Source organism: Shewanella sp. SR44-4 (assembly GCF_014163715.1).
Taxonomy (GTDB): Bacteria; Pseudomonadota; Gammaproteobacteria; order Enterobacterales; family Shewanellaceae; genus Shewanella.
Genome location: NZ_JACJDU010000007.1, coordinates 1 through 26726 on the forward strand (window position 1 = coordinate 1; position 26726 = coordinate 26726).

Consider the following 26726-nt stretch of genomic DNA (forward strand, 5'->3'; position numbering starts at 1 on the left):
TGCTCGCTTCTCTTTTTAAGAGTATCTAGTTAGACGTTCAGCTCACCTTATTGCGCGACTTATCCTTTTAAGAATCGTTGTTCATCAAACACCGTTTTGTTCTTCAGCATGAAATAGACGCAGCGGCCAAGCTTATGTGCCAGTGCAGACAACGCTTTTGCTTTACTCATTCGTTTTTGTAATCGATTAAGGTAGTTACGTGCTTTGTCATTACCACGTAGGTAAAGCACCGCTGCTTCGGAGAATGCCCATTTCAAATGAGCATTACCGATTTTATTGCCATTTGTGCCGTAGGTTTTACCGGCTGACTCCGCTTTGCATTTGACCAATCGAGAGTATGACGCAAACTTTTGTACTGATTCAAATCGACTGATATCACCGATTTCATAGAGGATTGTCAGCGATAAAATCTTACCAATGCCAGGTACTGTTTTAAGTAGTTCTAAATAGACGGGGTTATGGTTTTTGGCTTGTTTTTCGATGAACCATTCAACCTGTGCGAGTTCCTTTGCATAACAATCAAGTAGTGCCATGTCTAAATCAATGTTGCGCTGCACGATAGGGTCTTGATATTGCTCGCGTAGTTTTTGTCTTGCTGAAATATTTTTTAGATTTAACTCAGTGGCAGGTAAGTTGTATTGGCTATTAGTGTTAACCACATGACCTTTGAGCATAGCGCCGTGACGGACAATCTTCATTCTACGACGTAGTAGGTCACGTGCTGCGCGCATTTCACTTGGATAATCATAAGCTATTGGAAAGTTACCACCACGCAGTAGTGTGGCAATTTTAAAGGAATCGATTTTATCATTTTTGGTTTTACCACCGTGAATCGCCTTCATATAAAGCGCATGACCTAAGATAAAATCAATCCCAAGTTCAGCACACCAGTCAGACACCCAATACCAGCAATGCATGCACTCAACCCCGACAATCACATTGCCGATATAGGGTTCTAGAATGAGTAATAAGTCATCTTTATCAGCACCAATCTTTTTATGGATGACAACTTCCCCTTTAGAATCAATGATACAAACGTAAAGTAAACGTGCATGTAAATCGATACCACAGTAGTATGGATGTGAGTTATTATAAAATCTCATTGAGCTTTCTCCTGTTGGTTTAGTCACCTTAAGCATACCGCTGATGCGGCTTGCTAGGGAGGGGGCTCAATGAGTATCAAGGGCAAGCAACGGACTCGTCAAACTGTCACTTTTTGTGCAAAGGGCCGCACAAAAACCGCCAGTTCAACTCACCGCTGTTGCCGGCGTTGAACTAAGCCGCTGCGCGGAGCCAAATGCTGACTCAATCGAGTGTATTAACCTCATCGAATCAGTTAGACTTAAAAAAGATGTGATGGAACACCATAATGACAAGGGAATTTCAATGAAATACGTACAAACCAAGCCATATTACTCGTTCAAAACTGCTCTACAGCTCAGAGCCAGCATCAAAAAAAGCAAATTCCTATAGCATAAAGCGTACCAATTAACCTGGACTCGGCAACGGCCAAGTCCAACAAGCGATTTATGCTTTGCAAACAGCGCAACGCATAAATACTAAAACATTATATGCAGGTGCTATGAATAAAGTTGAAGCAATCTCCAAAATAAAGTTATCCCTATTAAATGGTGCTCAAGTTATTGCTCCTAAAACTGTAGATAGTGATAAATTTATTGAAGAGCAAGCGGTTAAGTTGCTAAGTAATGTAATTGAGCCTGTGATTGTTAAAATTACTAGTGCATGCTTTCCAGAATACGATTACGAAAAGTATTTATCTTCTGAGGTTTGGGCAATCGCACATGATCGTGATAGCTGGTTACTTACGTTAGCAGATGAAAATGAATTTGCACTTGGCTTCGGTGATTCGACTAATGAAATAATGATGCATGGTTTTTCGTCATCCAATGCTTTGGGTGAATGGTGTACGTAAGCATATAACTAATAAGGATAGGCCGCGCGAAGCCGCGTCCTTATCCCAAGTGTTGAACAAGCCCGAACACCTGAGAGTGACTCTTTATTATGTAATTAACAGCTCGAGAAAACGCGCTGTTTGATGTGATAGTTATCGTGCTAATTTTCTGTAGTCAGCAAGCTCCCTTAGCCCCTCTGCTAATTTTTTAACGCCATACTTTCAGTATCTTAAATTAACTCCTTTGGAATTAGCATGGCCACCCAGGATTAGTGGCTAAAGGAATTAGCATGACCACCCAGGATTAGTGGCTAAATAATAAGCAATGAACTACGCTTTATTTGCCCTTTAAAAATGGTAATTGAAGATGGCCAGACCAAGACAAACTATCGTTAGCTTAGATGACACACCTTATTATCACTGTTGCTCGCGTGTGGTACGCAAGGCTTTTCTTTGCGGGATTGATAATTCGACAGGCGAAAACTTTGAACATCGTCGAGATTGGGTGGATTCTCGAATTCTTGAACTGGCTACCATCTTTGCTATTGATATCTGTGCTTATGCGGTGATGAGTAACCATTTACATGTAGTGATAAAAGTTGATGCTGACAAAGCTAAGCACTGGTCAGATAAAGAGGTGCTGTTACAGTGGCATAAAGGTTTTAAAGGCACCTTACTGACGCAAAAGTTTGTTAAGGGGGAAGACTTAAACGAATTTGAACTCAACACTGTGAATGATTGCATTACCCAATACCGACAGCGCTTGGTTGATATTAGTTGGTTTATGCGCTCCTTGAGTGAGCCGAATGGCCAATAAAGAAGATAAGTGCACTGGCAGATTCTGGGAAGGGCGGTTTAAATCCCAAGCATTATTAGACGAAGCTGCAGTGCTAAGTTGTATGGCTTATGTTGACTTGAATCCTATCCGCGCCAAGATGGCTGTAACTCCTGAAACTTCAGATTACACCAGTATTCAACGGCGAATAACCTCAGCGATAAAAGGTGAGCAACCAACAGCGTTATTGGCTTTTGTTGGTAATGAGCGTCAGGATATGCCTAATGGACTGATGTTCAGCGTTAAAGACTATATTGTGCTGGTGGAAGATACTGGGCGAATTATTCGAGAAGATAAACACGGTGCAATTAGCTCAACTAGCCAAGATATTCTCAATAGACTAAATATTCCTGCTGACAACTGGCTAAAAATCGCTACTGAGTTTGGTTCATTATTCAAAGGTGCAGTAGGGTCTTTACCTGCATTAACGGAATATTGCGAACATCTAGAGCGAAAGCGAAGACAAGGTGCATCAAACTGTCAACGCTGGTTGTGTGCTTAAGGCTTAACTTCAAAACTAGAACTAACACTAAAAAAATAACCTGATTGCCAGCTTGATATCAATCAAGCGACTAGTGCTGTGTTGGATTTGCCGCATTGTTCACTATTTTCCATTTAGCGCTCAGTTTGTTGATAATTCCCATTCAATTTATACATTTGAATCGTGCAGAATATTATCGCTATCAAACCTAAAAGCAGTTATGTTAATTATCATAAAAATGGGTGACATGATTAATCTGGGTGGCATGATTAATCGTGATTAATCTGATTAATCTCAATTAAATTTGGCTGCGAGATTTATTTTACAGTCTCGTTATATGCAAAGGGGCTTATGCGCGGTAACCTAATCAAATCACTTATCATTGGTTCAATTCTCGGGATTGTAATTGGAGTATCTAAAATAGATTCATCAAACATCGGACTTATGATTTCGTTGTGTTCATGCATCGTTTTAGGTTTAGTGACGGTAATGACTATCGACAACAAGCCTCATTTATATACACTGCCAGCTATATTCGTTTCAAGTTTATTCTTATGTGCATTTTATGGTTTTAAGTATGGGCTTGTTTATACCGCTGGGGTAGCAGGCATTTACGGTATATTCTCAGTGCAATTATTTCAGGCTATTTTTATTGCATCTGATAATGTAAGGTATTTAGTCGAAAAACTCTTTAAAAAGAAGTAGTTTTCATATAACAAACGCCTAAACTCCGACAATGATTAGTTGCCATGGTATTGGCAAAACAACGCAAAAAACCACGCCAACACATTGCGTGTTAGGCTGGCGTTAGTGTTACTTAAGATTGAGTTTTCAAATTTAAGATGAATGAAGAGAACGAAAATTACTTTATAGCAAAGTATGTGGCTGGTGCTTGTGATACTGATGATTTGGTCAATTATGCAAATTATAAGTTAAACAGTGGCATCTATTCTGACGGGTTACTGGGTATCATTGATGCAGAACCTAAATGTTGGGATATCGTTTCACCTCTTTTTGAAAAACTGATTGCTCAACTTCCTTCATTTGATGATTCAATTCATTTAATAATCAAACATCACTTAAAGTTAATTGCTAGTGAAAAAATCGACCCATTCATTCAATTTAGGCAGCTGCTCAATGATATTGATAATTTTGATCTACATGAAAATGTGACTAAATATGTTGGTGATAATGTAGGCATCGAGCATCTATATGGGTTGTATTACGCTAGAGATGATTTGGAAGTAAATGACAATTATGGTGTTGTTGAAATAGGAGCCCTAATGCAAGAAGAATCTATCAAGTGGCTATCGGAACATTAACAAACGACTAAACCCCGAAAAATTAACATAGCCATATATGGACCTTCCGGTGATTGGCGGCTGGGCCAATTCTTTTATGAATAGAAAGAGGGAACAACCGTTGGTTTCCTCTTGGTCTGGTGTGGGCGAAGCGCCATGACGTTAGTGGCCGCAGGCCATAAGTACATAAGTACAAATCAAAATAACCACCTGGATCCCGGTTCAAAAGCATTACCGGGACGACGAGAAGATTGTTAATGATTAATCTTGTTGTAATCCCGTCGATACATGTAATGTTTGTTGATTGTCGATAATGATGGCTTCGTATTCTGGTAATTGATTAATCAGCGCCATGCCTTGTTGTAATCCCATGACAAAGATGGCGGTGGACAGGGCATCCACAAAAGTTGGATTTTTACCGATAATCGACACGCTGACAACATTGCGTGCTGAGTCGCCAGTTTTGGGATTAATAATGTGATGATAGCGCACGCCGTCTTCGATAAAGTAGCGTTCGTAATCGCCCGAGGTTGAAATTGACTCATTACTAAGTGGTAATTGCACCGCGGTTTTGTCGTCTGCCCTAGGGTGTTTTATACCAACAAACCAAGGGCGTCCGATGCGATCGCCGAGTAATGTGGTGTCGCCGCCAGCGCTGATAAGAGCATGTTCTATGCCTGAATCTTTCAATATAGCAATGCAATTTTTAACCGCATGCCCTTTGGCTATGCCGCCTAAATCAATTTTGACATCAGCATTAGCAAAACGAACTGAAGAGGTGGACTTATCGAGTATTACTGCTTGGTAGTTTATTGCTTTTAATGCGGTGTTAATGGCTGCTTGGTCGGGCTTTTGATGCTTACGATAATCGTATTGGTAACCTACTGAGGCGTAGGTGATATCAAACATGCCATTGGTTAATTTGGCAATGTCTTGCGCGTCGGCGAGTAAATCAAATAGCTCTGGGCTGATGGTCACGGGTTTTTTGGCTGCATCGCGGTTAATGATACTGAGTTCGCTAGTGGCGATATAAGGACTCATTGTTTGATCAATGCGCTGCATTTCTCGCTCTACCGCGGCAATTAAGCCATCTGCCGTTGATGCTTCGGCATTGTCAGGTAGCCAAAACTCAACATGTGCCAGCGTTCCCATGACATCAAAACTCTTTTGGTGCCATTGAGCAAACGCAGCATTTGAACTGAGTACCGATAACAATAATATAATGACTAGGCTGACTGTGCGCATGAATGTATAAGCTTTCTATGTTGTGGTGATAGCGGTGATTGTTGATGAATTAGTGCCAATCATCAACAGTAAAAGCGAAAATAACTTTTTTGATGCTGAAAATGCTTATTTGCATCACTCGCTACATGGGTAATATTTGACAAAATTCTCGCGGCATCGAGCTTATTGAGGTAGTTTAGCCGTATTATCGTTTAACAGAGTGTTATGTGTTTTTTATGTCGGTCATGTCTTCAATAACTCAACTCACTAATCATTCAGCTACTCGACCAGACACTCGGTCAACCACTCGATCAACTGGGCTTTCTCAGCCTTATGTTTATTTTGTGCCACTTAATGGGGCGTTATCACCTGCTGATTATGAAGCGGGTTTAGCCTTAGGTTGGTTAAGTGATGATGAACTGGCCAAGGTTGGTCGTTATAAAAGCGTGTCGGCGCGTCATAATGCGTTGCAAGTTCGTATTGCGCTTCGGGCTGTATTATCGCTGCACAGTGCATTAAAGCCTCAACAATGGCGTTTTATTTACGGCGCTAAAGGTAAGCCTGCACTGACACAAGATTTGTTGGCGCAAACTGGGCTGCATTTCAATTTAAGCCACAGTGGTCAATGGCTAATGATTGGAGTATTGATAGCACCCAATGCTGAAGAAAAAAATGAGCCAACGATTGATGGAGCGATTAACGAGTGGGTATACAATCCTGAGCAAGATATTTGCTTTGGTGTCGATATTGAACGACAGCGAAGCAGTACCGACATAGTGCCCATTTTGAATCACTATTTTACTCAAACAGAAACCAACACCTTATTGCAATTGCCCGAGGCATTACAACGACAACGATTTTTTGATTTATGGGCTGTAAAAGAATCCTACATAAAAGCACGCGGACTGGGATTAGCGTTATCACTCAAGTCATTTAGTGTTGATTTTAGCCAGGCAGAGCAATGCAATACCCCGTTGCAACGGGCTGATAATCACAGTCAGTCAATTGAGTTACTTAAGCCGGTAAAACTGAATTTTACCGATAGCAAACAGCCTGTCGCAACCGATTTTAGTTGGCAAACGGTGATGGGAAGACTCGATAATGAATACCGTTTTGCGGTGACTTTGGGGTTGGCTAACTCAGCTGTTTCTAACGTGGTAATTGAGCCTTACTCCATTTACAACACCTTATCGTGTGCCCAATTAAGCTTTGATGATTTGTTGGGTTGATGGAACCGTTGATGACTTAGCCGAAGCAATGCTTCGGCTAAGACTAAAGCCAAGATAAAGACCAAGACCAAGAAGATTGTACGATTTGGTAATTATTTTAACGGTACAATTTCAAATTTGTCATTGAATTGTACTAAGGTCGAGGCAATTTTCCCAAAGGCTTGTTTGTCGCCAGTCATACTGGCATCACCTTGTTCAATTAATTGCGTTAACGTGGTTTGACCTAATAAAATACTGACAACATCCGCTTTGGCAATGGTTAACGTTGCATCAGCTTTTTGAAGTTTATTAACAACAATATTGTTCAAATTACCATGACTAAGCTCTACAAATATGGTGCTTTCAACTTCCGTCTTATCGGCTTTAGTCACCACATTTAAACTAATATCGCCCAGTTTATCTGCGGCAATGCTATCTATTTTTACGGCTAAAAAGTCAAATAAAGTCGGCATATCCATTTCGCTCAATACATCTGCAGAGGCTGATTTAGGTGTGCCTGGCTGAATTCCTATTCTTAACTCTTGAGTACCGGTTAAATAGATGTTTCTCCAACCAGCCCCTTCAGCTTGATAACCTAGTTGCTCGTAGGTGTCGGCTAGTAGATCTCGAGCACTTTGGTTACTTGGATCTGCCATAACCACTTTGTTAAGCGCTGTAGCTACAAAACGGTATTCACCTTGGCTAAAGTCTGCTTTGGCCTTTGCGACAACGTTGTTGGCGCCGCCCATGTACTCGACAAATTTTGTCGCTTCTTGTTGCGTTGGCAATGGGTTTAAGTTAGCTGGGTTCATGTCAAAGTAGCCTAAATACATGTTATAAACAGCTTTAGCATTATGACTGTAAGTGCCATGATAACCATTGGTGTACCATTGATCTTTTACTTGCTGTGGAATGGTGTCCATAATGGCGTCACCAATATCTTGTAATACTACGCCTTGATTAGCTAATCGCAGTGATTGGTTATGAACTAAACCATAATTGTCGCGTTGCATTTTAAGGTATTGATTTACTTCATTGTTACCCCATACTGGTGCTGAATGCGATGCGAATAGCACTTCAACATCTTGACCAAATGAATTGATCATCTGGTTAATGTCTTTTGACCATTTTAATGCATCGCGTACTTTTGCGCCGCGTAAAGTATAGATATTGTGCATACCATCGTAGGTTAATTCCCCGCTCCATAAGGCTTTCATTGAAGGAATATAAGTGACCATTTCGCTGGCAGCTTCTGTTCCTGAGGCATCCATAAACACCATTTCAAGTCCATCGACAGTTAAGGTTTCCCATTTATCTTTTTGATTAAGTTCGTAGTCGGGTTTTACGTAGGTAATTTCACCTTTGGATAAACCTTTAGCAAGCGCAGCGTCAACAATACCATGATCATGTTTGCCCAAAGTTGCTCCATATTGGTAGCTGGCTCGACGGCTCATAGCGTTGCCTGCGAGTACGTTTTCGGCAACCACTTCGGTTGTAATATTGTTTGACCCGTACACTTTTACATCAGGATATAGCTCTTGAATCCCCCTGGCTCCGCCAAAGTGGTCAGCATGGCTATGTGAATAAATCATTGCAACAATCGGTAATGTATTCCCTTCAGGAAGGTGTTCAAAAGCAAATTTGATAGATTGCTGCGCCGCTTCTTTGGTTAATAACACATCATAAACAATCCAACCTGTTTTACCGCGAATTAAGGTCATATTTGACAAGTCAGTACCACGAATTTGATATATGCCATCGGTGACTTTATATAATCCGTTCGAGACCATATTAAGCTGTGCTTGGCGGTATAGCGACGGGTTAACTGAATCAGGATATTTATCACTGATAAAGCTAAATTCTGCACGCAGAATATCTGCGGTGGCTTGATCAAACTCGGCAATTCTATTTTGGTTGAAACGGGTGAACGCATTTTTGTCATTAAAGTTAAGCGTTTTGGCTACCTCGGTATTGTGGGCTGCCGTTGCTGGAGTCGCTTCTTTTCCCTGGTAATCGACACTTAAGTGGTCGTGTTCATGCTGAGCGGCTAAAGCATTGAGTGACAGGGTCGAAATCATTGATAGTGCGATGATAGATTTTTTCATGGTAAGTCCTCATATAGTTAAAGATAAATGTTTTAACGTTGATAAAACTATCTTAGTGGTTAAATACCAAAAAATAACTATAGTGAAATGGTGATAAAACATTTTTCCTATGAATGTATTTGGCCTAAAAAGGAATGAGTATGAGCGATGCGTTTGCCAATAAATTGCCAGCATTGGATTTAAATTTACTGCGAGTTTTTTGTACTGTATGCCAGCAATCATCAATCACCCGCGCAGCAGAACAGTTAGGGTTGACGCAGTCGTCTGTGAGCAATGCGATTAGCCGTCTTAAAAACACACTGGGTTGTGAATTATTTATTCGTGTTGGTCGTGGTATTGAACCTACAGCAACAGGGTTACATATATTTAATACTGTTCAGCCAATGCTAGATACCATTGAACAAACTTTGATGGGAGTTAAAGCGTTCGATCCCAGTACCTCTAGAAGAGTTTTTACCATTTATGCCAATGAAGCTGTTATCGATTTATTACAACCGCAATTAGATAGAGCATTAGCTAATTTGTCTGTCAGGGTGGTGCTACGTAATTCACCAGTATTAGAGGCGGAACAGTTTCAAGACTTACAAATGCAAAAAGTAGATTTGGTAGTGGATATTATGCCGCCAAAACTAAAAATGTTTAGTTTTAAAAAGGTCGCCCAAGAGCGGATTATTTGTGTGGTACGTCAACATCATCCAGTGATAAAAAACCATGTCAGCAGCGATGATTTTTTTGCCGCCGAGCACGTTATGTATCGTCTACATCGCGATAATATGCGTGTTGCAGATATCATTTCTAATGATCCATTACCGCAGCGCACTTTATACAGTGAGCAGTCGTCTATTTTGAGTATGTTGTCGTTAATCAGTAAGTCGAATGCCATAGGCATAGCGCCTTATACTTTTACCCAAAGCTATGCGCAACTGTTTAAACTAACCTTGCTTGAATTACCTTTTAAGACTCGGCCAATAAATTTATACAGCATTTGGCCGACAAAACATGCATTAGATAAGTCATGTATTTGGTTAAGGGAAATAATTGAAAAACTGATGCATGATGCATATGGCTCTTCATAATGCAGACAGCATTAATCAAAAAGCCAATCTTAGAGAGATTGGCTTTTTGTTAATATCGCTATATGTGATGGCGATTATTGTCTCGCGAGGCGATTTGATTCCGGTGGGTTTTCAAAGTCGCTGCGGTACGGGTTGATGTCTAAGCCACCACGACGCGTATAACGTGCGTAAACGGTTAACTTAGTGCACTGGCAGTATTTTTTTAAGTCGACAAAAATACGCTCAACGCACTGTTCGTGAAACTCGTTATGCTGGCGGAATGAGATTAAATAGCGCAGCAGTTTTTCACGATCAATTTTAGGGCCTTGATAACGGATCATCACGCTGCCCCAGTCTGGCTGAGAGGTGATTAAACAATTAGACTTCAATAAATTTGAATTCAGTGTTTCAGCCACGTTTTTGTCAGGATCTGTACCACCGATTAAATGATCGGGATTAAATGCGTATTCGTCGACTTCAATATCCAAGTCATCAATACAAGTACCCGGTAAATCAATAATACGTTCAAGATTAAAATGCTTTGGTTCGATGACTTTGACGGTCAAGTCACCTTGGGCACAAGCGATTAAATCGCGGCTTAACGTTTCTTGTACGGCTTCGACACTGTCAAACTTAGTTTGGTTAAAACTATTTAAGTACAGTTTAAAAGATTTAGATTCAATCAAATTGACACTGTTGATATCTAACTGAACTTCCAAAATGGCAACAACAGGCTTGCCTTTAGCATTAAGCCAAGACAATTCATATCCGGTCCAAATATCGGTACCGTGAAAAGGGAGTTGACCACTTAATTCAATAGCATCTCGGTTAAGTTTACGTGGAACCCCTTGCAGCAGTGACGCGTCATACTCAGCTTGATAAGCAGTTGCTTGGCCTAATGTTAGGCCTTTTAATGCTGCTGCATCACTATAAGGGTCGTGATTGTGTGTCATCTAATCGGTTTCCGTGTCAAAATATGGTTTTATTATAAACTACGAGTGGCTTAAGTGTCTTGTTCATCTGCATTAGATTGCTTTATAAAAAACTATCTTAAATCTTATCAAGATACGCTATCTGAATTTCCGCGCTATTATCCTTTGGGCGAAGACTCAATATGTATTCAAGGCACCTTTAATGCGGACACTGATGATACTGTGTTCTGGCAGCCCATTAAACGTGACAATGTTGCTGACTTTAGTAACGTGGAGCATGCATTAAATATTCAATTACACCAAGATATTCATGCATTTTATGGCCAGTATTTTTCCGCGCCATTACCGTTTACTGCATCATTTGGCGACGGTGAATTACTCCAAGCATGGAATCAAGATGACTTCGAAAATTTGCAACAAAATGTAATTGGTCATTTGATCATGAAGAAAAAGCTCAAACAACCAGCAACTTGGTTTATCGGTGTGCTAGGTGATGACGACGAAATGCTAACGGTAAACAATGATGATGGCAGCGTGTGGATTGAAATTCCAGGTGAAAAACAGCGCACTAAATTAGCCGAATCATTAACGGCGTTTTTAGAGCAAATATCGCCGATGATCAAACCGCCATCAAAACCCGTCGAGGAATTACCTCATACGGTAGATCATCCAGGAATTTGGCAACGCATTAAAACCATGTGGGATTATTTGTTACGCAAAAAGTAACCGCATCAAGCATTGAAGTGCCATTTTATGGTGCTTTAATGCGTTCATTGCATGCAAACACGAGCATTCAAACACGAACATTCAAACACTCATCTTCCTCCTTTACGCTTCGCTTAGGTTATTTTCTCCACACTTTAGTGTCTGAGTTATTTTGTCTATGCACGCTTGTTTATCAACAATCCACAATCCGTAGCTTATGGGCAATACTTCAACGCCAGCCCGTTTAAATAATTTGTAGGTTGTTAGCTCAAAAAAGTTAGCCCAAGGCCCAGGAAAACCAATAAGATCAACAGCAAGGTATTTGTCTGCATAACGACACAATAGGTCTATTTCGGTACCGGCAATGGTATACCCAGGCCAAGTATCAATATTGTACTGTGTTAACGCCTCAATAAGCTCTTGCTGAAATGTGTCTATCTCTGAGGTCACGCTGTGTTTGGCATTAAAGGTTGTTATAGAAGTAACATATTGGCGTAACAGGTTGTGTTCTGGTAATAACGAGTCGTCCATAGACAAATATATCAACTGCTTTTGACGTGCCCTGGTAATGGTGACGTTAAACACATCCGCTTTATTTAAATAAGCAGCCGCACGTTTACTGTCGTTATCAATCGCAAACGAAATCAGCATGATATCCCGCTCTTCGCCTTGAAACCCAAACGGCGTGGCTACACGTATGCTGTGTTTAATGACATCTGTTTGAGGGATCTTCTGCTCAATCAATGTGGCAATATATTCAGCCTGCGCGCTAAAAGGCGAGATAACTCCAATACTATGAGTGATGCCAGTTTGGGTATCTTGTATTATTTGATGTTGGATCTCTGCTAATAAACTCTGTGCTTCTTGTGGGTTAACGCCCGATGTATCACGAGTACCGGCGATACGATGAAGGTGCAAATGGCCTGAACTGGTGCAGGGTCGGTGTTGCATGATTTTTAATTTAGATTGATAAAAAGACTGGTTACTAAAATGAATCAGCTCAGGCTTACTTCTAAAGTGTTCATCTAAAAAGGCCAACTCTTGCCCGCTAGCTAATGTTTTTAACGCTAAATCTAAGATGGAGTTATCTCGATAACTGATGGCTCCTGGGCTGTTTTCGGGCACATTATTTTTGGCAAGCAATTGAGTTTGTTTGCTTCTGGCTAAAAAGGAATAATGTTTTAATTGCTTCGTGTCGCCAACAATCAATACACGTTTTGCACGGTATAGCGCAGGTAAGCAACTGCTAATGTTACATTGTGTTGCCTCGTCAATAATCACTAAATCAAACATTTCACGATTAAGTGGCAATACCCTGTGTAGGCTGTTTAAGCTTGCTAGCCAGATGGGAAATGCGGCAAATAATGTGGCGTATTCTATTTTTTCAAATAGCGCGAGTTGTTTACTGGACGTTCTACTGCGAATCGCTTGGTTAAAAGCCTGTAGCGATTTACGGTGCTGATTAACTAATGTGTTTAAGTTATTCTTTTTTAGTGCATTAAGATATTCAGCTGCCAGTGTTTCCCGCGTAACAGTGTGTTTATTAATGGTGTTTAACGCATCCCATTGATGATGCCATTGGTTTATTGACCCTTGGGTAAAAAACAAATAAACCCGTTTTAGCCATGTTGATTGTTGTGCTTGAAGTTTATGTAGGTGCAAACCACGGCGAATAGACCTGCGACTGAACGCCAGGAAACGTTTTTCCAGTTTTATCAGTAATCGTTGCAGCTTATTCAGTTCGTCTTCACATGCTTGTGGGTTTTGGCTTAAGTCATCGCTAAAGTATCCTGCGAGTAAGTCGGCGGTATAGTCTTTTAATTGTTTTAAAAATGCTTTTTGTCCTGCGCGAATAGACACGTCGCCCAAGTTAAAATTACTCGCCAATTTATCTGCAATCACATCAAGGGCTACGTCATTATTTGCCACAATAAGCACCGACTCACCGCGCGCCATATGTTCGGCAGCAACAGCAGCAATGGTGTAGCTCTTGCCCGTTCCTGGCGGACCAGATACGCAGCCTAAATCGGCATTGGCAGAGATATGAATAACTTTCTTTTGTGGCGTCGATAATAACCCCGGTAAAAAGTCATATTTAAGTGTTGGGGCTCTGAGTCTTACAGCACGTTTTTCAAACGTTTGGTTAAACAGTTTACAAATAGGAGCTGATTGTTCGTTAGCGCTAATGATACTTTCTAATTCGTGAAGTACACCGCGACTGCTCGATGACCTCTCGACAAAAAGTAGCATCGAAATAGGTAATAAGCGGGGTGTTTCTTGGGTTAATGCTTTTTTAATATCTTGGTGCCCAGCAAGCTTGGGATATTGCAATAACTCTAGTGAGTTTATGTCAATTTGATTACTGCTAAAGTATGAGGTCCAAAAAGATGGTGAATGTATATCTTCATTGATGAGATCTTCTGAAAGCTCATTATCTTCTGGTAGCAATTGTTGCAGCAGGGCTTCATTGATTTCAGTGTCTTCTGTTTGGGCTGAAAAATAGAAATTATTGTTTTGTTGTTCAATGGTGGCTTCATTAAACAGCAGCGGTGAGACAACCGTTTTGAGCTCACCTTTTATAGTGACTTTACCGACAAATAGATATCGTGCGTACAGCAGTATTCTTTCCCTTTGGTACATTGCCACTCGCTTAATCATTGGCTCAGCAAATTCTTGCGGGATAGGCAAACGAGGTAAAAAACCAGTGCCTAGTTCATCTAGCCCTTCAAGAATGAGACGATCTTCTTGTTTAAACTTGTTCACATTCCAAAGATTGATGGAGGCGCTATCTTCCTTATAACAATCTTTGTAGTAGGAAATAATCTGCTGATAACTCAATGGCACAATTCCATTTATTGATGATCCCAAGACAAATTAGACACAATACGGCAAGGCTCGCAGCGAAAGTGAAACATGTCTAAAAGTGGCTCATCTAGCTTCCAACCTTTAGATCCACAGCGTGGGCAGGGGCGAGCTAGCTCTGCTTGCAATGATTCGCCGCCCACACGGTATAAGTAATAATAGGTGGGGATATTAGTTAAATATTCTATCCGGCCACGTAAATCCCAACCGCGTCTAAATAAGTCACTGTCCGCTCGAGTGATCTCATCCAAAGCTGCAAACTCTGCTTTAGTGGCTGCGGCCATTTGCAGTTCATCGCATGCTTGCCACTCTGTTTGCCATTTTATGATGCGTTTGTGATCGCCATTAAAAGTAGCAGGCAGCTGATAAAGAGGTATTGGTAACAGGTTATCGCCATTACGCAGTGGCGAACACATATGCACATAACTGGTATACAGCAGTTGCCATGAAGGCGTATCGGTATTGCTGGCTTCGGAGTTAATGTCTTGGCCGATGAATTTCTCTCTAGGAGCCAATAGCTTAGCTGCAGTTAGGCCTGCTAAGGCCACTTTTACCCATGGGCTACTGTGGCGGTTAGCTAAGCTGGTTTTTTCAGGTAACAGCAAACGAACTCTAAATTCACCGTCATTAAAGGCGACCGCAAATTCACGTCCTAAAATTTGTCCATTAGCTCGTAAGGCTTCAAGAAAAGCGTTAATGGCTTTCTCTACCGTCTCAATAGTCGTATCGGCAAAACATTCAAAGCGTAGTTCGGTGACAAACATCTATTGGTCAGCCTTATTATTGATTATGTTGCTTTGAGCCATATTATTTTGTAATTGGTTTTCTAACTCAGTAACTCGTTGGGTTAGCTGACTAATATGTTGTTGTAGGGTCATAACCTGTTGAATCACTTGAGTAAGATCGGGTTGATCATGTGATGGGACATCGGCTATTGATGGAATGTCTGCTAATTCCGGTAAATGTTGCCACTCAGATTTAGGCAGCGCCTTAAATTGTTGTAAACCTTGGATAAGGGTAGGCATCGGAATGCTATTGCCTAAACGACTTTTTATCAGCGCCAAGCTGGGCGTATGCCCATTGTTAGCAATTGATTTTGCTGCGGCAAGTACTTGTTCAATTGGACTCATTGTTGGTTTAATTCCTTAATTCCATATAGTGAGATTAACTAATTTCTTGTTGAGTTAAAACATAAAGCTATATAAATCAGTATATTATTTTATGGCACGATTTTGGCTTAAAGGATCTGTAAATACAATGCGGATTTTATTTTAACAAAAAGGATGCAACATGAAATTAAAACTTATCGCAGCGGCATTAATTGGCGCTACATCACTAGGATTAAGTGGTTGTGTTATTAGTGTCGGAGACCATGAATCGGGTAAAAGTGCTGATTATTGGCAAGTGCAACAAGATAAAAATCGTGATCTGTTGAGCAAATTGTCTATGGGAATGAGCAGTGATCAAGTCACAACCTTAATGGGAACGGCTGATTTTAGTGAAGCTTATACCAAGTCGGCTCAAAATAATGCAGAGCAATCCATCAAAGTGTTGTTTTATCGTACCCAATGGGCAGAAGGCGATGGTAAAACAACCAAAGATGAATGCACGCCAATTGTGTTCAAAGATGACGTTTTAGTGGGCTGGGGTGATACCGCCTACAGACAGCACTAATTGCCGAGTGAGGTTATCCGACATTAAGTGTTAATTACAATTTAGCTCGCATCATCACGTCCAATTGGTCAATCACTTCTGACCATTGGGCGTCTTGTAATAATGCCTCTTTTAAAAATGCTTTTTGACCTGAATTCCAGCAATCGGCATCAGTAATTAATGTGTGTTTATCCAGTTTGTTTTGGATAACAAAGTCGTCGATTCCCTCTTGATCGTGAGGCAAACCTAATTGCTTAAATAAGTGACTTAAATCATTTGATGTAGTGTCCATTTGGCGCATTCCTTATGATGGTTAGATAAACAATTTTAGTATCCGTCTTGATGAGATAAATTGCAAACAACTGACACTCACAATCGCTAACAGGCAAAATGGGTAAACAAAACTTGTACAATGTTTCAAACTTGTTAAGTTAAGTTTAGCGAGTTAACCAACAAGGAATAATAATGGACAATAACACCTTGGAAACTTTACGTGCAGTATATTTGACGGCAGAAGACTTACGAGTCGCAGCTTCTATTCTTTATAACGCTTATCATGATGATCCCTATTTTATCGAGGTACTTGGGCAAGATGACAATCAACAATACGAACAGAAACTTCGCGCGGCGATTCGTGAAGAGTTAAATGAACTGTGGCAACAAGAACAACCTTTAATTGGCTTATTTGACGGTGACCGTTTAATTGGAGTTGCCTGTGTGATTACGCAACAAGTACCTTTGGGTGAGGGGCGTTATTGGCATTGGCGTTTTAAAATGATGTTGGGTACAGGATGGAAATCAACTCAAGGGTTAATGCAAAAAGAGACCTGCATTTTAGAACATCTTCCTTCGCAAAAATGCGGGGTTTTGCAATTTATTGCCTTATCCCCCAATGAGCAGCAAAAAGGTTATGGTGCCAAGTTAATTCAAGCGGTATTGAGTTGGTGTGATGAGCAACCTGGGCTTGATGGCATTGGGGTATTTGTGAGTAACTCTTCGCACCATCAAGCATTCGTGAAACAAGAATTTGTCAGCATTGCCACTGTGAGTATTGGCAATATTGAAGGTGAAATATTGTTTTACAGTAAGGCATAGTGTCTAAAATGAAAATAATCTAATACTAACAGAGCATACCATTAGCGAGTTGTTAATAAGGAGTGAGTAATGGAACCTAAGCGTTATTCTTCATTTGCAGAGTTTTATCCATTTTATCTGTCGCAACATCAAGATCCCGTTTGTCGAAGACTGCATTACATTGGCAGTAGCATTATTTTAGTGATCATTATTAACACTTTGATTAACCAACATTGGTGGCAGTTATTGTGGTTGCCGGTAGTCGGTTATGGTTTTGCATGGTTAGGGCATTTTATATTTGAAAAAAATCGCCCCGCAACATTCACTTATCCGCTATACAGCTTATGGGCAGATTGGGTCATGTTTGGTCAAATGATAAGGCGTTTATGGCGCAAATAACCCTGGAAGTATTAACTTGCTCACGCTTTTGTAAGCAATATCCTACAAGTGTGTAAGGGATCTTATCTAAAGTTGTCAGTGTTTAACGTTATAAATTATTGTTAATCTTTTAAAATCAGGTAATTACATTTTTCTAACGATTTACTGACATGTGGGATGTGTATTTAAATGGAGTTGAGTGACTTTTATCGGCGTTTATTTTGGCTAGAATGTAGTTATCGAAAGCGGGTCATCAGTTGGTTTTCTTAGGATGAGAAATAAGACTAATGATGCTTAAGAATATTAAGGATGATACTAGGACACGCTCACGGATTAGGGCATAAGCTCGGCAAATGGATAGCCGAATCAAGGATGGGTGAAGACAGTAAATAGTCGACACAAGGAAAAAAAGGATAGGGCTGCAGGATGCAGCTGGGATAATTCAACGGATTGAATAGATTTACCGCTCAGTCAACGGATAGGCTGTTCAACGGAATGAAACTCATGCGTTTGTTTGTGTTACACAAATAGACAAGGAAATGAGAACAGGGAAAAGGACTGCAGGAAGCATGTTTACATGGATGGTGCAGGGAGCAAATTTCAGCCGGATTGCTGACAAAAGTGTTAACGGGCACAACCTTATAACTTAAGGTTGTGCCTTTTTGCTTTCTGGCGGAAATTATCCAGCCTTAGAATAATGTATTGGTTACGATGATGTATGCTTCGTTACCCTTAAAGCACAGTGCTTAAAGTTATGCAGATGCCAATTTATGATCATTTTTCTGTTTAGTTAGCATTAATGGTGAATATATATAGACCGTTTAAATCTTTGCAAACCTAGCCTTTATTATCTACATTTCATAATCAATCCAAAAGTATACAAAAATAAATTCCCCTATATTATTGTTTGTAAAGTAATAATTGTTAAATCTAATGATGTTCTTTCGGATATTCTTTTAGATGTTCTTATATTGCTAAGGATGTAACTACTCTATGAACAGTGAAATTGATATTAATCGGTTAATTGTTCGGTAAATAGTGAGTAAATTGTGTGACAATAGCCTCATTTTTTTCAGTCTTAACACTGCTCTGATGTATGCTTTGTATTTCGTTCTGCATGTTGTTGCTTAATGGTTTATTCATCTGTGCGAGTCGCTTGAAGAGGGATTTATTTGATGTGGTTACAACGAGAGATGACACTTAACTCTAAAAGACGAGGATTTCATTTAATTACTGATGAAGTGATAGCACGGCTGCCAGAGCTAGGAGGTATCAATGTTGGCTTATTGCATGTGTTTATTCAGCATACTTCAGCATCGCTGGCGATAAACGAAAATGCTGATCCTACTGTTCGTGGCGATTTGGAACGGCATTTTAATGTACTCGCACCAGAAGGTGCGCCATACTTCCAGCATACTTATGAAGGTGCCGATGATATGCCTGCGCATATCAAGTCGACCCTGATTGGTTCTAGTCAGTCAATTCCGATTACCCATGGGCGTTTGAACTTGGGTATTTGGCAAGGTTTATATTTATGTGAGCATCGGGACCATGCTTCGGCGCGCACAATTATTATCACCTTGCAGGGTGAATGATTTAAAAAGGTTAAATTGCAATACTAAGGTAACAAAATTGCCTATTTTACATTCATTTCTCACGTTAATAATTGACTTTGCTTGTGTCAGTAAATGTAAAGATGCTAAATTCAAGCAGATAAATGAGATGTGTAAAATATGCAATGTTACTGGTGTTTTTTTACGATAAGATTTTACATATAAATGTTTTATATATAAAAACGGCCCTAAAATTCAAAAATGAATTACGCATAATAATAGGTGGGTTTACGTGATATCTGTATATTTGGTTGACGACCATGAACTCGTGAGAACGGGTATTCGTCGCATTTTGGAAGATGAACGCGGTATTAAAGTCATCGGTGAAGCACCTGATGGAGAAACAGCCGTACAGTGGTCTCGACAAAATGAAGCGGATGTCATTTTAATGGACATGAATATGCCTGGTATGGGGGGATTAGAAGCCACCCGTAAGATTTTACGCTATCAGCCAGACGCTAAAATTATTGTGTTAACCGTACAAACAGAAGACCCTTTTCCGACCAAAGTGATGCAGGCTGGTGCTTCTGGCTACTTGACTAAAGGTTCCACATCGCCAGAAGTATTGCGTGCCATTACTCAAGTGGCTCGTGGTCAACGTTATCTGTCACCAGAAATTGCCCAGCAAATGGCACTAAGCCAATTCAACCACTCTGACGAGAATCCATTTAGCAGTTTGTCTGAGCGAGAATTGCAAATTATGATGATGATAACCAATGGTGAAAAGGTTAATGATATTTCTGAAAAATTAAATTTAAGCCCTAAAACTGTCAATAGCTATCGTTATCGACTATTTGCCAAACTGGGGATCGGCGGTGACGTTGAGTTGACCCGTTTAGCTATCCGTTACAAAATGCTCGATACAGGTTCATTCTAGTCAGGAATAATGTATTCCTCGCAACGCATTAAGTAGCTTTAATCATGCCAAGTGGTTTTAACGCCAAATCTTTTTTAAAACATGTCACCTCAGCGCCTGGTGTTTATCGAATGTACGATAAACACCAACAGGTTATTTATGTTGGTAAAGCCAAAGATCTCAAAAAACGCTTAAGCTCGTATTTTAGAGTCAATATCGCCAATGTTAAAACTCAGGCGCTGGTTTCGCATATCGATCATATTGACGTGACCGTTACGCACAGCGAAACAGATGCGCTATTGCTCGAAAACGATTACATCAAACAGTACATGCCCAAATACAACGTGCTGCTGCGTGATGATAAATCTTATCCGTATATTCTGTTGAGCGGCCATAAGCACCCTCGACTTGCTTATCATCGTGGTCCAAAACGTGAAAAAGGTCATTATTTTGGCCCATACCCTAATGGTGGTGCAGTCCGTGAGAGTTTGCATTTAATGCAAAAGCTGTTTCCAATCCGCCAATGCGATGACTTATATTATAAATCCAGATCTCGGCCTTGTTTACAGTATCAATTAGATCGTTGTAGTGCGCCTTGTGTGGGGATTGTCAGTGATGAGGAATACAGCGAACAGGTCAAATTAGCCGGTTTATTTTTACGCGGCAAAGACAAACAAGTCATATCACAGCTGGTGGCCAAAATGGAGACCGCTGCAATTGATATGGAATACGAGCGTGCGGCACAGTATCGTGACCAAATTACCGCATTAAGGCGCGTGGCAGAACAGCAAGAAGTGTCAAATCATAAAGGCGATATGGATGTCATCGGCGTCGATTACGCCTCTGGTATTGCCTGTTTTCATCTATTGTTTATTCGCGATGGTAAAATTTTTGGTAGTCGCAGCTATTATCCTTCAGTACCCGCAGAAACTGAAATTGAAGAAGTGTTGTCATCATTCTTGGGCCAGTTTTACCTTAATGCCGATATTCAGCGCACCATTCCAAAAGAAGTCATTCTCAGCCATCACTTTGACGGTATAAAAGAATTAGAAGCGTCGATAGAACACGCATTAGATAAAAAGTTTGAGTTAAAAACGCAAGTAAGAGGCGACAGAGCTAATTTTTTACGTCTTGCCATGACTAACGCCAGTAATGCCGTCGCGACCAGACTGTCACATAAGAATACTGTTGAACAACGTTTTCAATTACTTGAAGAAGCACTTGAACTTAATGAACCGATTAAGCGGATGGAATGTTTTGATATCAGTCACACTATGGGCGAAAGCACTGTGGCATCGTGTGTGGTGTTTAATCGAGAAGGGCCGCATAAAGCCGATTATCGCCGTTACAATATTACCGGTATTACCGGTGGTGATGATTATGCCGCGATGGAACAGGCAATAAGCCGTCGATTTGATAAAATCGACAACAATGGCAAAGTGCCTGATTTAGTCTTCATTGATGGTGGTATTGGCCAGTTAAGAGTGGCGCAAACGATTGTCGATGAAAAGTGTGTCAATATTGATAATCCACCATTACTCATTTGCGTGACTAAAGGTGAGGGTCGCAAAGCAGGCCTTGAAACCTTTATTGTTGGTGGCAGTGAACAAGCTTTCGATATTCCCAGTGATTCGCCTGCATTTCACTTAATGTTGCACATTCGCGATGAGTCACATCGCTTTGCGATTACCGGACACCGTAATAAACGTCAGAAAACTCGCAATACTTCTACCTTAGAATCCATCGTAGGTGTGGGCCCTAAAAGGCGTAAAGCTTTGTTGCAACATTTAGGCGGAATTCAAGAAGTGAAGGGCGCTAGCGTGGCTGAATTGACAAAAGTACCCGGAATTAGCTTAGAAATGGCACAAACAATTCATGATGCATTGCGAGGGGGCTAAAATTAAGGCAAGATTGGCGCTGCTTCTGACAAATTGGTCTTTTTATGCCGTTTAACTTACCTATTGCACTGACATTATTCCGTATTGCTTTGTTACCCGTATTTATAGCGGTATTTTATTTACCATATCCATGGGCACCATTTGTTTCGGCATTTATTTTTTGGTTGGCAGCTTTGACCGATTGGTTAGACGGTTATGCTGCGCGTAAACTTGGTCAACTAACCCGATTTGGCGCTTTTTTGGATCCAGTTGCAGATAAAGTCATGGTGTCGACTGCATTAGTGCTGTTGGTTCAACAAAATGACAATGTGTACTTAACCTTAGCAGCGTTATTTATGATTGGTCGCGAAATTGTTATTTCAGCCTTGCGTGAATGGATGGCCGAAATAGGCAAACGTGGCGTAGTTGCCGTGTCTTGGATTGGTAAATATAAAACTGCCACGCAAATGATCGCGATTATTGGATTGATTTGGAAACCCACACCTTGGCTAACTGATGTCGCTTACGGCTTGTTTTATATTGCAGCTGCACTGACGTTCTGGTCGATGATGAGTTACATTTCAGCAGCTTGGAAAGATTTAACGGCAGAATAGCGTAATAATAGTTCAATAAGATTATTTAGTGCGCAAACAGTCAAAATTGCGTAAATCAATAATTGACACACGAGGTTAATTCGGTAGAATGCCTCCCCGTAGACAAGTGATGAGTCAACAACAAGCCTTAGGGTTTTATGTTAACCAACACAATTAATGCGACATTAGTTTAGTTTGATAGGTTGAAAGACGATACCTTTCTTGCTGATATAATAAAGCATTAAAATGATTGAATACGCGACATTAGCTCAGTTGGATAGGTTGAAAGACGATACCTTTCTCGCAGATTTAATAAAGCGTTGAAACGATTGAATAAGCGACATTAGCTCAGTTGGATAGGTTGAAAGACGATACCTTTCTCGCAGATTTAATAAAGCGTTGAAACGATTGAATAAGCGACATTAGCTCAGTTGGTAGAGCGATACCTTGCCAAGGTATAGGTCATCGGTTCGAACCCGATATGTCGCTCCAATTTCTTATCTTATCCGATGGATTCGAATTTGGTTAAAGATGGCGCGATGGCAGAATGGCTATGCTACGGATTGCAAATCCGTCTATCTCGGTTCGACTCCGGGTCGCGCCTCCACAAAATTGCGTTTAATGGTTACGTTAAGTAACGGTTAAAACAACACTTTGCCCGAGTGGTGGAATCGGTAGACACAAGGGATTTAAAATCCCTCGCTGAATAAGCGTGCCGGTTCAAGTCCGGCCTCGGGTACCATTATTTACATACGTAAGTATGGTGTAAAAAAGCCTCAACATTAGTTGGGGCTTTTTTATATCTGAAATTTAATGATAAAGAATAAAGATGAAATCCCTGACGCTGTTGTTGAACATCAGACGTGGCATTTTTGTGGATATGGCCTACGGCCATGAGTACAAAAGTACAAAGAAAACACCTGGATCCCGGCTTAAAAACACTGCCGGGATGACGAGAAGGTAGCTAACAAGCTATAAACATCGAAGTTATTGATGAGTCTGTGCTCTACAACGCCAACAGCTGCGGTAAATATTCGCTGTCTAAAGCTGCAATTTCGACTTGTTCTGTGAGCACATCATGCAATATTTGATGACTGGTCAACGGGTTGGCGAGTACCACGCGAAATACAGTCGTTTGTTGGCGTAAGTATTTTGCTGGCTTAATACGTGTGCGTGACACAAACGATTTGCCTTGTTCGCGTTGATGCTTTTGAATAAATTGCGTCAGTCCATCGAGTAGTTCATTGATTGATGCAACTAAAACGCTATCTTGGTTGGCTAGAGCTGTAGTAAGTATGGCTTGCACCGTTTTTGGTACATAACGATAGGTCAGCAAACATAACTCAGGCTCAGTGACTAACTCAAAATCAGGGTTTTGGTCGATGATTGAGGCAAAATAACGGGCTTTTTCTAGGCTGTTATTAATGAGGATTTCATAGCCATCACGGCCAATAATTTGAAGACAAGCATGCACGAGCATTGCCATTCCAGGTCGCGAACCTTCCAGCGTTTGACTGCCTAGGTCTTTTGAACCTACCCGGAGAATATATTCAGCATGATGCACTATGGCTTGCGCCAGTTCAGGGTCTTTAAATAGCACCATACCGGCGCCCATTGGAACATACATTTGCTTATGGGCATCGATAGTAACGGAGTCAGCTAACTCGATGCCTTTTAGTAAATGGCTATATTTTTTGGACAATAAACTTGCGCCGCCCCATGCCGCATCTACATGGAAATGACAATTTAGCTCGCTGGCTAACACTGCTAATTCAGTTAAGGGATCCACATTGCCTGTTTCAGTTGTACCCGCGATACCAACAATGGCCATGACTTTTATATTTTGTTGTGCCAGCTTTTCTGCTGCATCACGCATGGCAGCAACATCGACTTTATGATGCTCATCTGTTGGGATGCTAATGATGTTATCTCGGCCAATACCCAACAAGTCGGCGGTTTTGCCCAAAGAGTAATGACCGCGATCGGACACTAAAATAGCAAGGTCATCATAGCCATAAAAACGCAATGCTTTCGTCATTCCTTCGCGGCTGACGCCTTTAAAATCGTCGCGTGGTTGTAACAGCCGGTTTCGAGCAATCCACAGTGCGGTGATATTGGCAACGGTGCCGCCTGAGCAAAATGCCCCAAGTGAATGGTTAGCACTGTGCATCCATTGGTGATAGAAATTATCAGATTGCTGATACACCAAATGATGCATCATGCCTAACACTTGGCGCTCTAATGGGGTAAAGGCTTTCGATGTTTCAATTTTGACTAAATTTTGATTTAGACCCACCATCATTTTTGACAGTGGTAACACGAAATAAGGCAATGCCGAAGTCATGTGTCCAATAAAGCTGGGTGCTGAAGTATGGACTGAATGAGCGACTAGGTTTTGCATGATTTCGTCGGCATAATCAGAAACGAACTTGGGATCGGTCGGAATCTGATAGGCGCTAAAGTCAGTTTCTATTTCTGACAGCGGTTTTTCCAGTGCGGCGATGCTGTTACCTAAAAAACCTGCGAGGTCTTGAGATAGCTTTTGCTCAATAATGCTCAACGTCGAGGTTGAATCTTCAGGGGCGGTAAAAATTCGCAGTAAGCTGTCTTCTGAAGCGTTTGCTTGACGGGTGATTTTCGAGGTCATTTTGCTTGCCGTAATGATGAAAACTTCATCCTGATAGCATTGACGGGTGCTTTACGATTAACGCTACACCTTCAGGATGAAATGAGGGTGCTAACTTTACTGTATGGCTGGTTTCGCTTCAAGTATTTATCGTGTTATTACTGCGGATTAGCTGCGTTAATTCAGAATATGAATGATGTTGATATGAATAATCCAGCACAAATGCGGTAAGGCATTTGTGCTGGATTAGATTACTTGTCTGCAAATGAAAGTGACATCATTGCCGCAATGTTGCGCGCGGTATTGGTTAGATTAACCTGGGCTTCAGACAATACTTGCTCTAAGGGCTGCAACGCAGGAATGATAGGGAAAATAGCATGCATGCCTTCGGCTAGAATAGCATCTGCATTCTCACCAAGGCATCCTGAAATACCGATAACCGGAATATTAAGTTGTTTGGCGACATTCAATACTCCCATAGGGGTTTTACCAAACACGGTTTGACCGTCTATTCGACCTTCACCGGTAATAACCAGATCAGCATTGAGACAATGTTGTGCCAACTTAACGCTTTTAGTGACAATATCGACCCCAGGTTTTAAGGTTGCATTTAACATTGTCATTACGCCAAATCCCATACCGCCAGCAGCCCCAGCACCAGGGTGTAATTGCCAGTGTCCATCAATTGACTGGTTAAGGTGTTGGTTAATGATATGAGCAAAATGCCCCAAAGCGAGGTCAAGTTGCTCAACCATCTCGGTTGTAGCCCCTTTTTGTGGACCAAAAATAGCACTGGCGCCTCGTGGCCCGCATAATGGATTATCGACATCGCACGCAACTTCAATTACGCACTCCTTAATGGCTGGATGGCATGATTGTATGTCGATGTAATGTAATTCGGCGAGGGCAGCTCCACCAAAAGGTAATGGAGTATTGCTTATATCACTGAGTTGGACTCCTAAGGCCTGCATCATGCCTGCGCCTGCATCGTTAGTTGCACTGCCACCTAGGCCTAAAATGATGTGTCTTATGCCTCTGTCTAATGCGTCGGCAATCAACTCACCAGTACCAAAACTGGTGGTTAATAATGGATTACGTTGAGTGGATGGCACCAGATGTAAACCTGATGCGGCAGCCATTTCGATTATTGCAGTTTGGTTTCCATCCTCATCAAGTTGTCCTAGCACGCCATAAAATGCGTTAACAGGTAAACCTAAAGGCCCTGTGACAGTGAGATTAATAATCTGTCCTTGGGTGGCATCGACCATAGCTTGTACTGTACCTTCACCGCCGTCGGCCATTGGCACCTTACAATATTGCGCGTTTGGGAATACCTGTTTAAATCCATTCTCAATGGCATTAGCCACTTCTAGGGCGCTTAGGCTTTCTTTAAATGAATCGGGTGCAATAACAATTTTCATATAAGACTCTGATTA

23 protein-coding genes, 3 tRNA genes and 1 pseudogene are annotated in these 26726 nt (G+C 41.0%); 17 read left to right on the forward strand and 10 right to left on the reverse strand.

The features are described 5' to 3' along the window. Positions 1-59: 59 nt before the first annotated feature. A complete protein-coding gene (locus tag H5125_RS05135; protein ID WP_182743714.1) occupies positions 60-1103 on the reverse strand; it encodes an IS110-like element ISShfr7 family transposase in 1044 nt (347 codons plus the stop codon). A 479-nt stretch (positions 1104-1582) separates the two neighbouring features. Here H5125_RS05135 and H5125_RS05140 point away from each other — a divergent pair, with 479 nt between their 5' ends. From H5125_RS05140 to H5125_RS05155, 4 genes and pseudogenes are all read left to right on the forward strand, one after another. Further along, the gene (locus H5125_RS05140; RefSeq protein ID WP_220487234.1) at positions 1583-1933 is read left to right on the forward strand and encodes a hypothetical protein; all 351 of its coding nucleotides are present in this window, start codon (positions 1583-1585) and stop codon (positions 1931-1933) included. A gap of 346 nt (positions 1934-2279) precedes the next feature. Beyond that, positions 2280-3249 (forward strand): annotated as a pseudogene (locus H5125_RS05145) (transposase). Between the two features lie 330 nt (positions 3250-3579). Beyond that, the gene (locus H5125_RS05150) at positions 3580-3933 is read left to right on the forward strand and encodes a hypothetical protein (RefSeq protein WP_123777029.1); all 354 of its coding nucleotides are present in this window, start codon (positions 3580-3582) and stop codon (positions 3931-3933) included. 137 nt (positions 3934-4070) lie between these two features. Next, positions 4071-4550, forward strand: a complete 480-nt coding sequence (locus H5125_RS05155) for a hypothetical protein (protein ID WP_123777028.1) — start codon at positions 4071-4073, stop codon at positions 4548-4550. Positions 4551-4790: 240 nt separating this feature from the next. Here H5125_RS05155 and H5125_RS05160 read toward each other — a convergent pair whose 3' ends face one another. After that, positions 4791-5774, reverse strand: coding sequence for an FAD:protein FMN transferase (locus tag H5125_RS05160; protein ID WP_182743715.1), 984 nt, complete (start codon positions 5772-5774; stop codon positions 4791-4793). A gap of 215 nt (positions 5775-5989) precedes the next feature. Here H5125_RS05160 and H5125_RS22345 point away from each other — a divergent pair, with 215 nt between their 5' ends. Beyond that, positions 5990-6982 carry a 4'-phosphopantetheinyl transferase superfamily protein gene (locus tag H5125_RS22345; RefSeq protein ID WP_310734178.1) on the forward strand — a complete coding sequence of 331 codons (993 nt, stop codon included), beginning with the start codon at positions 5990-5992 and terminating at the stop codon, positions 6980-6982. Between the two features lie 92 nt (positions 6983-7074). Here H5125_RS22345 and H5125_RS05170 read toward each other — a convergent pair whose 3' ends face one another. Further along, complete coding sequence (locus H5125_RS05170) at positions 7075-9066, reverse strand: alkyl/aryl-sulfatase (RefSeq protein ID WP_101087764.1); 1992 nt, start codon at positions 9064-9066, stop codon at positions 7075-7077. A gap of 140 nt (positions 9067-9206) precedes the next feature. Here H5125_RS05170 and H5125_RS05175 point away from each other — a divergent pair, with 140 nt between their 5' ends. Then, the gene (locus H5125_RS05175) at positions 9207-10142 is read left to right on the forward strand and encodes a LysR family transcriptional regulator (protein WP_182743716.1); all 936 of its coding nucleotides are present in this window, start codon (positions 9207-9209) and stop codon (positions 10140-10142) included. 74 nt (positions 10143-10216) lie between these two features. Here H5125_RS05175 and queF read toward each other — a convergent pair whose 3' ends face one another. Further along, a complete protein-coding gene (gene queF / locus H5125_RS05180) occupies positions 10217-11074 on the reverse strand; it encodes an NADPH-dependent 7-cyano-7-deazaguanine reductase QueF (protein WP_162022696.1) in 858 nt (285 codons plus the stop codon). A gap of 54 nt (positions 11075-11128) precedes the next feature. Here queF and syd point away from each other — a divergent pair, with 54 nt between their 5' ends. Beyond that, positions 11129-11779 (forward strand): SecY-interacting protein, encoded by a 651-nt coding sequence (gene syd, locus H5125_RS05185; RefSeq protein ID WP_101087767.1) that lies wholly within the window; start codon positions 11129-11131, stop codon positions 11777-11779. A gap of 102 nt (positions 11780-11881) precedes the next feature. Here the strand turns inward: syd and H5125_RS05190 are convergent, their stop codons facing one another. The 3 genes from H5125_RS05190 to H5125_RS05200 form a co-directional block, all read right to left on the reverse strand. Continuing rightward, positions 11882-14521 carry an AAA domain-containing protein gene (locus tag H5125_RS05190; protein WP_310734179.1) on the reverse strand — a complete coding sequence of 880 codons (2640 nt, stop codon included), beginning with the start codon at positions 14519-14521 and terminating at the stop codon, positions 11882-11884. 89 nt (positions 14522-14610) lie between these two features. Continuing rightward, entirely contained in the window at positions 14611-15384 is a 774-nt protein-coding gene (locus H5125_RS05195; RefSeq protein ID WP_182743718.1) for a Zn-ribbon-containing protein, read from the reverse strand. Further along, positions 15385-15750 (reverse strand): hypothetical protein, encoded by a 366-nt coding sequence (locus tag H5125_RS05200; protein WP_162022699.1) that lies wholly within the window; start codon positions 15748-15750, stop codon positions 15385-15387. It lies immediately after the preceding gene. 160 nt (positions 15751-15910) lie between these two features. On the opposite strand from H5125_RS05200, the gene H5125_RS05205 reads away from it, so the two are divergent. Beyond that, positions 15911-16294, forward strand: coding sequence for a DUF3192 domain-containing protein (locus H5125_RS05205; protein ID WP_162022700.1), 384 nt, complete (start codon positions 15911-15913; stop codon positions 16292-16294). Positions 16295-16328: 34 nt separating this feature from the next. On the opposite strand, the gene H5125_RS05210 is transcribed toward H5125_RS05205, so the two are convergent. Beyond that, complete coding sequence (locus tag H5125_RS05210) at positions 16329-16565, reverse strand: DUF2789 domain-containing protein (protein WP_101087772.1); 237 nt, start codon at positions 16563-16565, stop codon at positions 16329-16331. A 173-nt stretch (positions 16566-16738) separates the two neighbouring features. Between H5125_RS05210 and H5125_RS05215 the strand changes: the two genes are divergently transcribed. From H5125_RS05215 to H5125_RS05255, 9 genes are all read left to right on the forward strand, one after another. After that, positions 16739-17368 (forward strand): GNAT family N-acetyltransferase, encoded by a 630-nt coding sequence (locus tag H5125_RS05215; RefSeq protein ID WP_101087773.1) that lies wholly within the window; start codon positions 16739-16741, stop codon positions 17366-17368. A 69-nt stretch (positions 17369-17437) separates the two neighbouring features. Then, positions 17438-17746 (forward strand): DUF962 domain-containing protein, encoded by a 309-nt coding sequence (locus H5125_RS05220; protein WP_059747951.1) that lies wholly within the window; start codon positions 17438-17440, stop codon positions 17744-17746. Positions 17747-18900: 1154 nt separating this feature from the next. Next, entirely contained in the window at positions 18901-19320 is a 420-nt protein-coding gene (locus H5125_RS05225; protein WP_162022701.1) for a secondary thiamine-phosphate synthase enzyme YjbQ, read from the forward strand. A gap of 250 nt (positions 19321-19570) precedes the next feature. Beyond that, positions 19571-20215 (forward strand): UvrY/SirA/GacA family response regulator transcription factor, encoded by a 645-nt coding sequence (uvrY, locus tag H5125_RS05230; protein ID WP_011638098.1) that lies wholly within the window; start codon positions 19571-19573, stop codon positions 20213-20215. Between the two features lie 44 nt (positions 20216-20259). Beyond that, the gene (uvrC, locus tag H5125_RS05235) at positions 20260-22092 is read left to right on the forward strand and encodes an excinuclease ABC subunit UvrC (RefSeq protein WP_182743719.1); all 1833 of its coding nucleotides are present in this window, start codon (positions 20260-20262) and stop codon (positions 22090-22092) included. A gap of 44 nt (positions 22093-22136) precedes the next feature. Then, positions 22137-22685: a CDP-diacylglycerol--glycerol-3-phosphate 3-phosphatidyltransferase gene (gene pgsA, locus H5125_RS05240; protein ID WP_011638096.1), complete on the forward strand. Its 549-nt coding sequence runs from the start codon at positions 22137-22139 to the stop codon at positions 22683-22685. A gap of 395 nt (positions 22686-23080) precedes the next feature. Then, positions 23081-23156, forward strand: a tRNA-Gly gene (locus H5125_RS05245). A 41-nt stretch (positions 23157-23197) separates the two neighbouring features. Next, positions 23198-23271, forward strand: a tRNA-Cys gene (locus H5125_RS05250). Positions 23272-23320: 49 nt separating this feature from the next. Further along, positions 23321-23406 (forward strand) — tRNA-Leu (locus H5125_RS05255). Positions 23407-23670: 264 nt separating this feature from the next. On the opposite strand, the gene panP is transcribed toward H5125_RS05255, so the two are convergent. Then, positions 23671-25311, reverse strand: coding sequence for a pyridoxal-dependent aspartate 1-decarboxylase PanP (gene panP, locus H5125_RS05260; protein ID WP_182743720.1), 1641 nt, complete (start codon positions 25309-25311; stop codon positions 23671-23673). Between the two features lie 230 nt (positions 25312-25541). Continuing rightward, on the reverse strand, positions 25542-26711 hold the full coding sequence (locus H5125_RS05265; protein ID WP_182743721.1) for a glycerate kinase: 1170 nt from the start codon (positions 26709-26711) through the stop codon (positions 25542-25544). Positions 26712-26726: the final 15 nt, after the last annotated feature.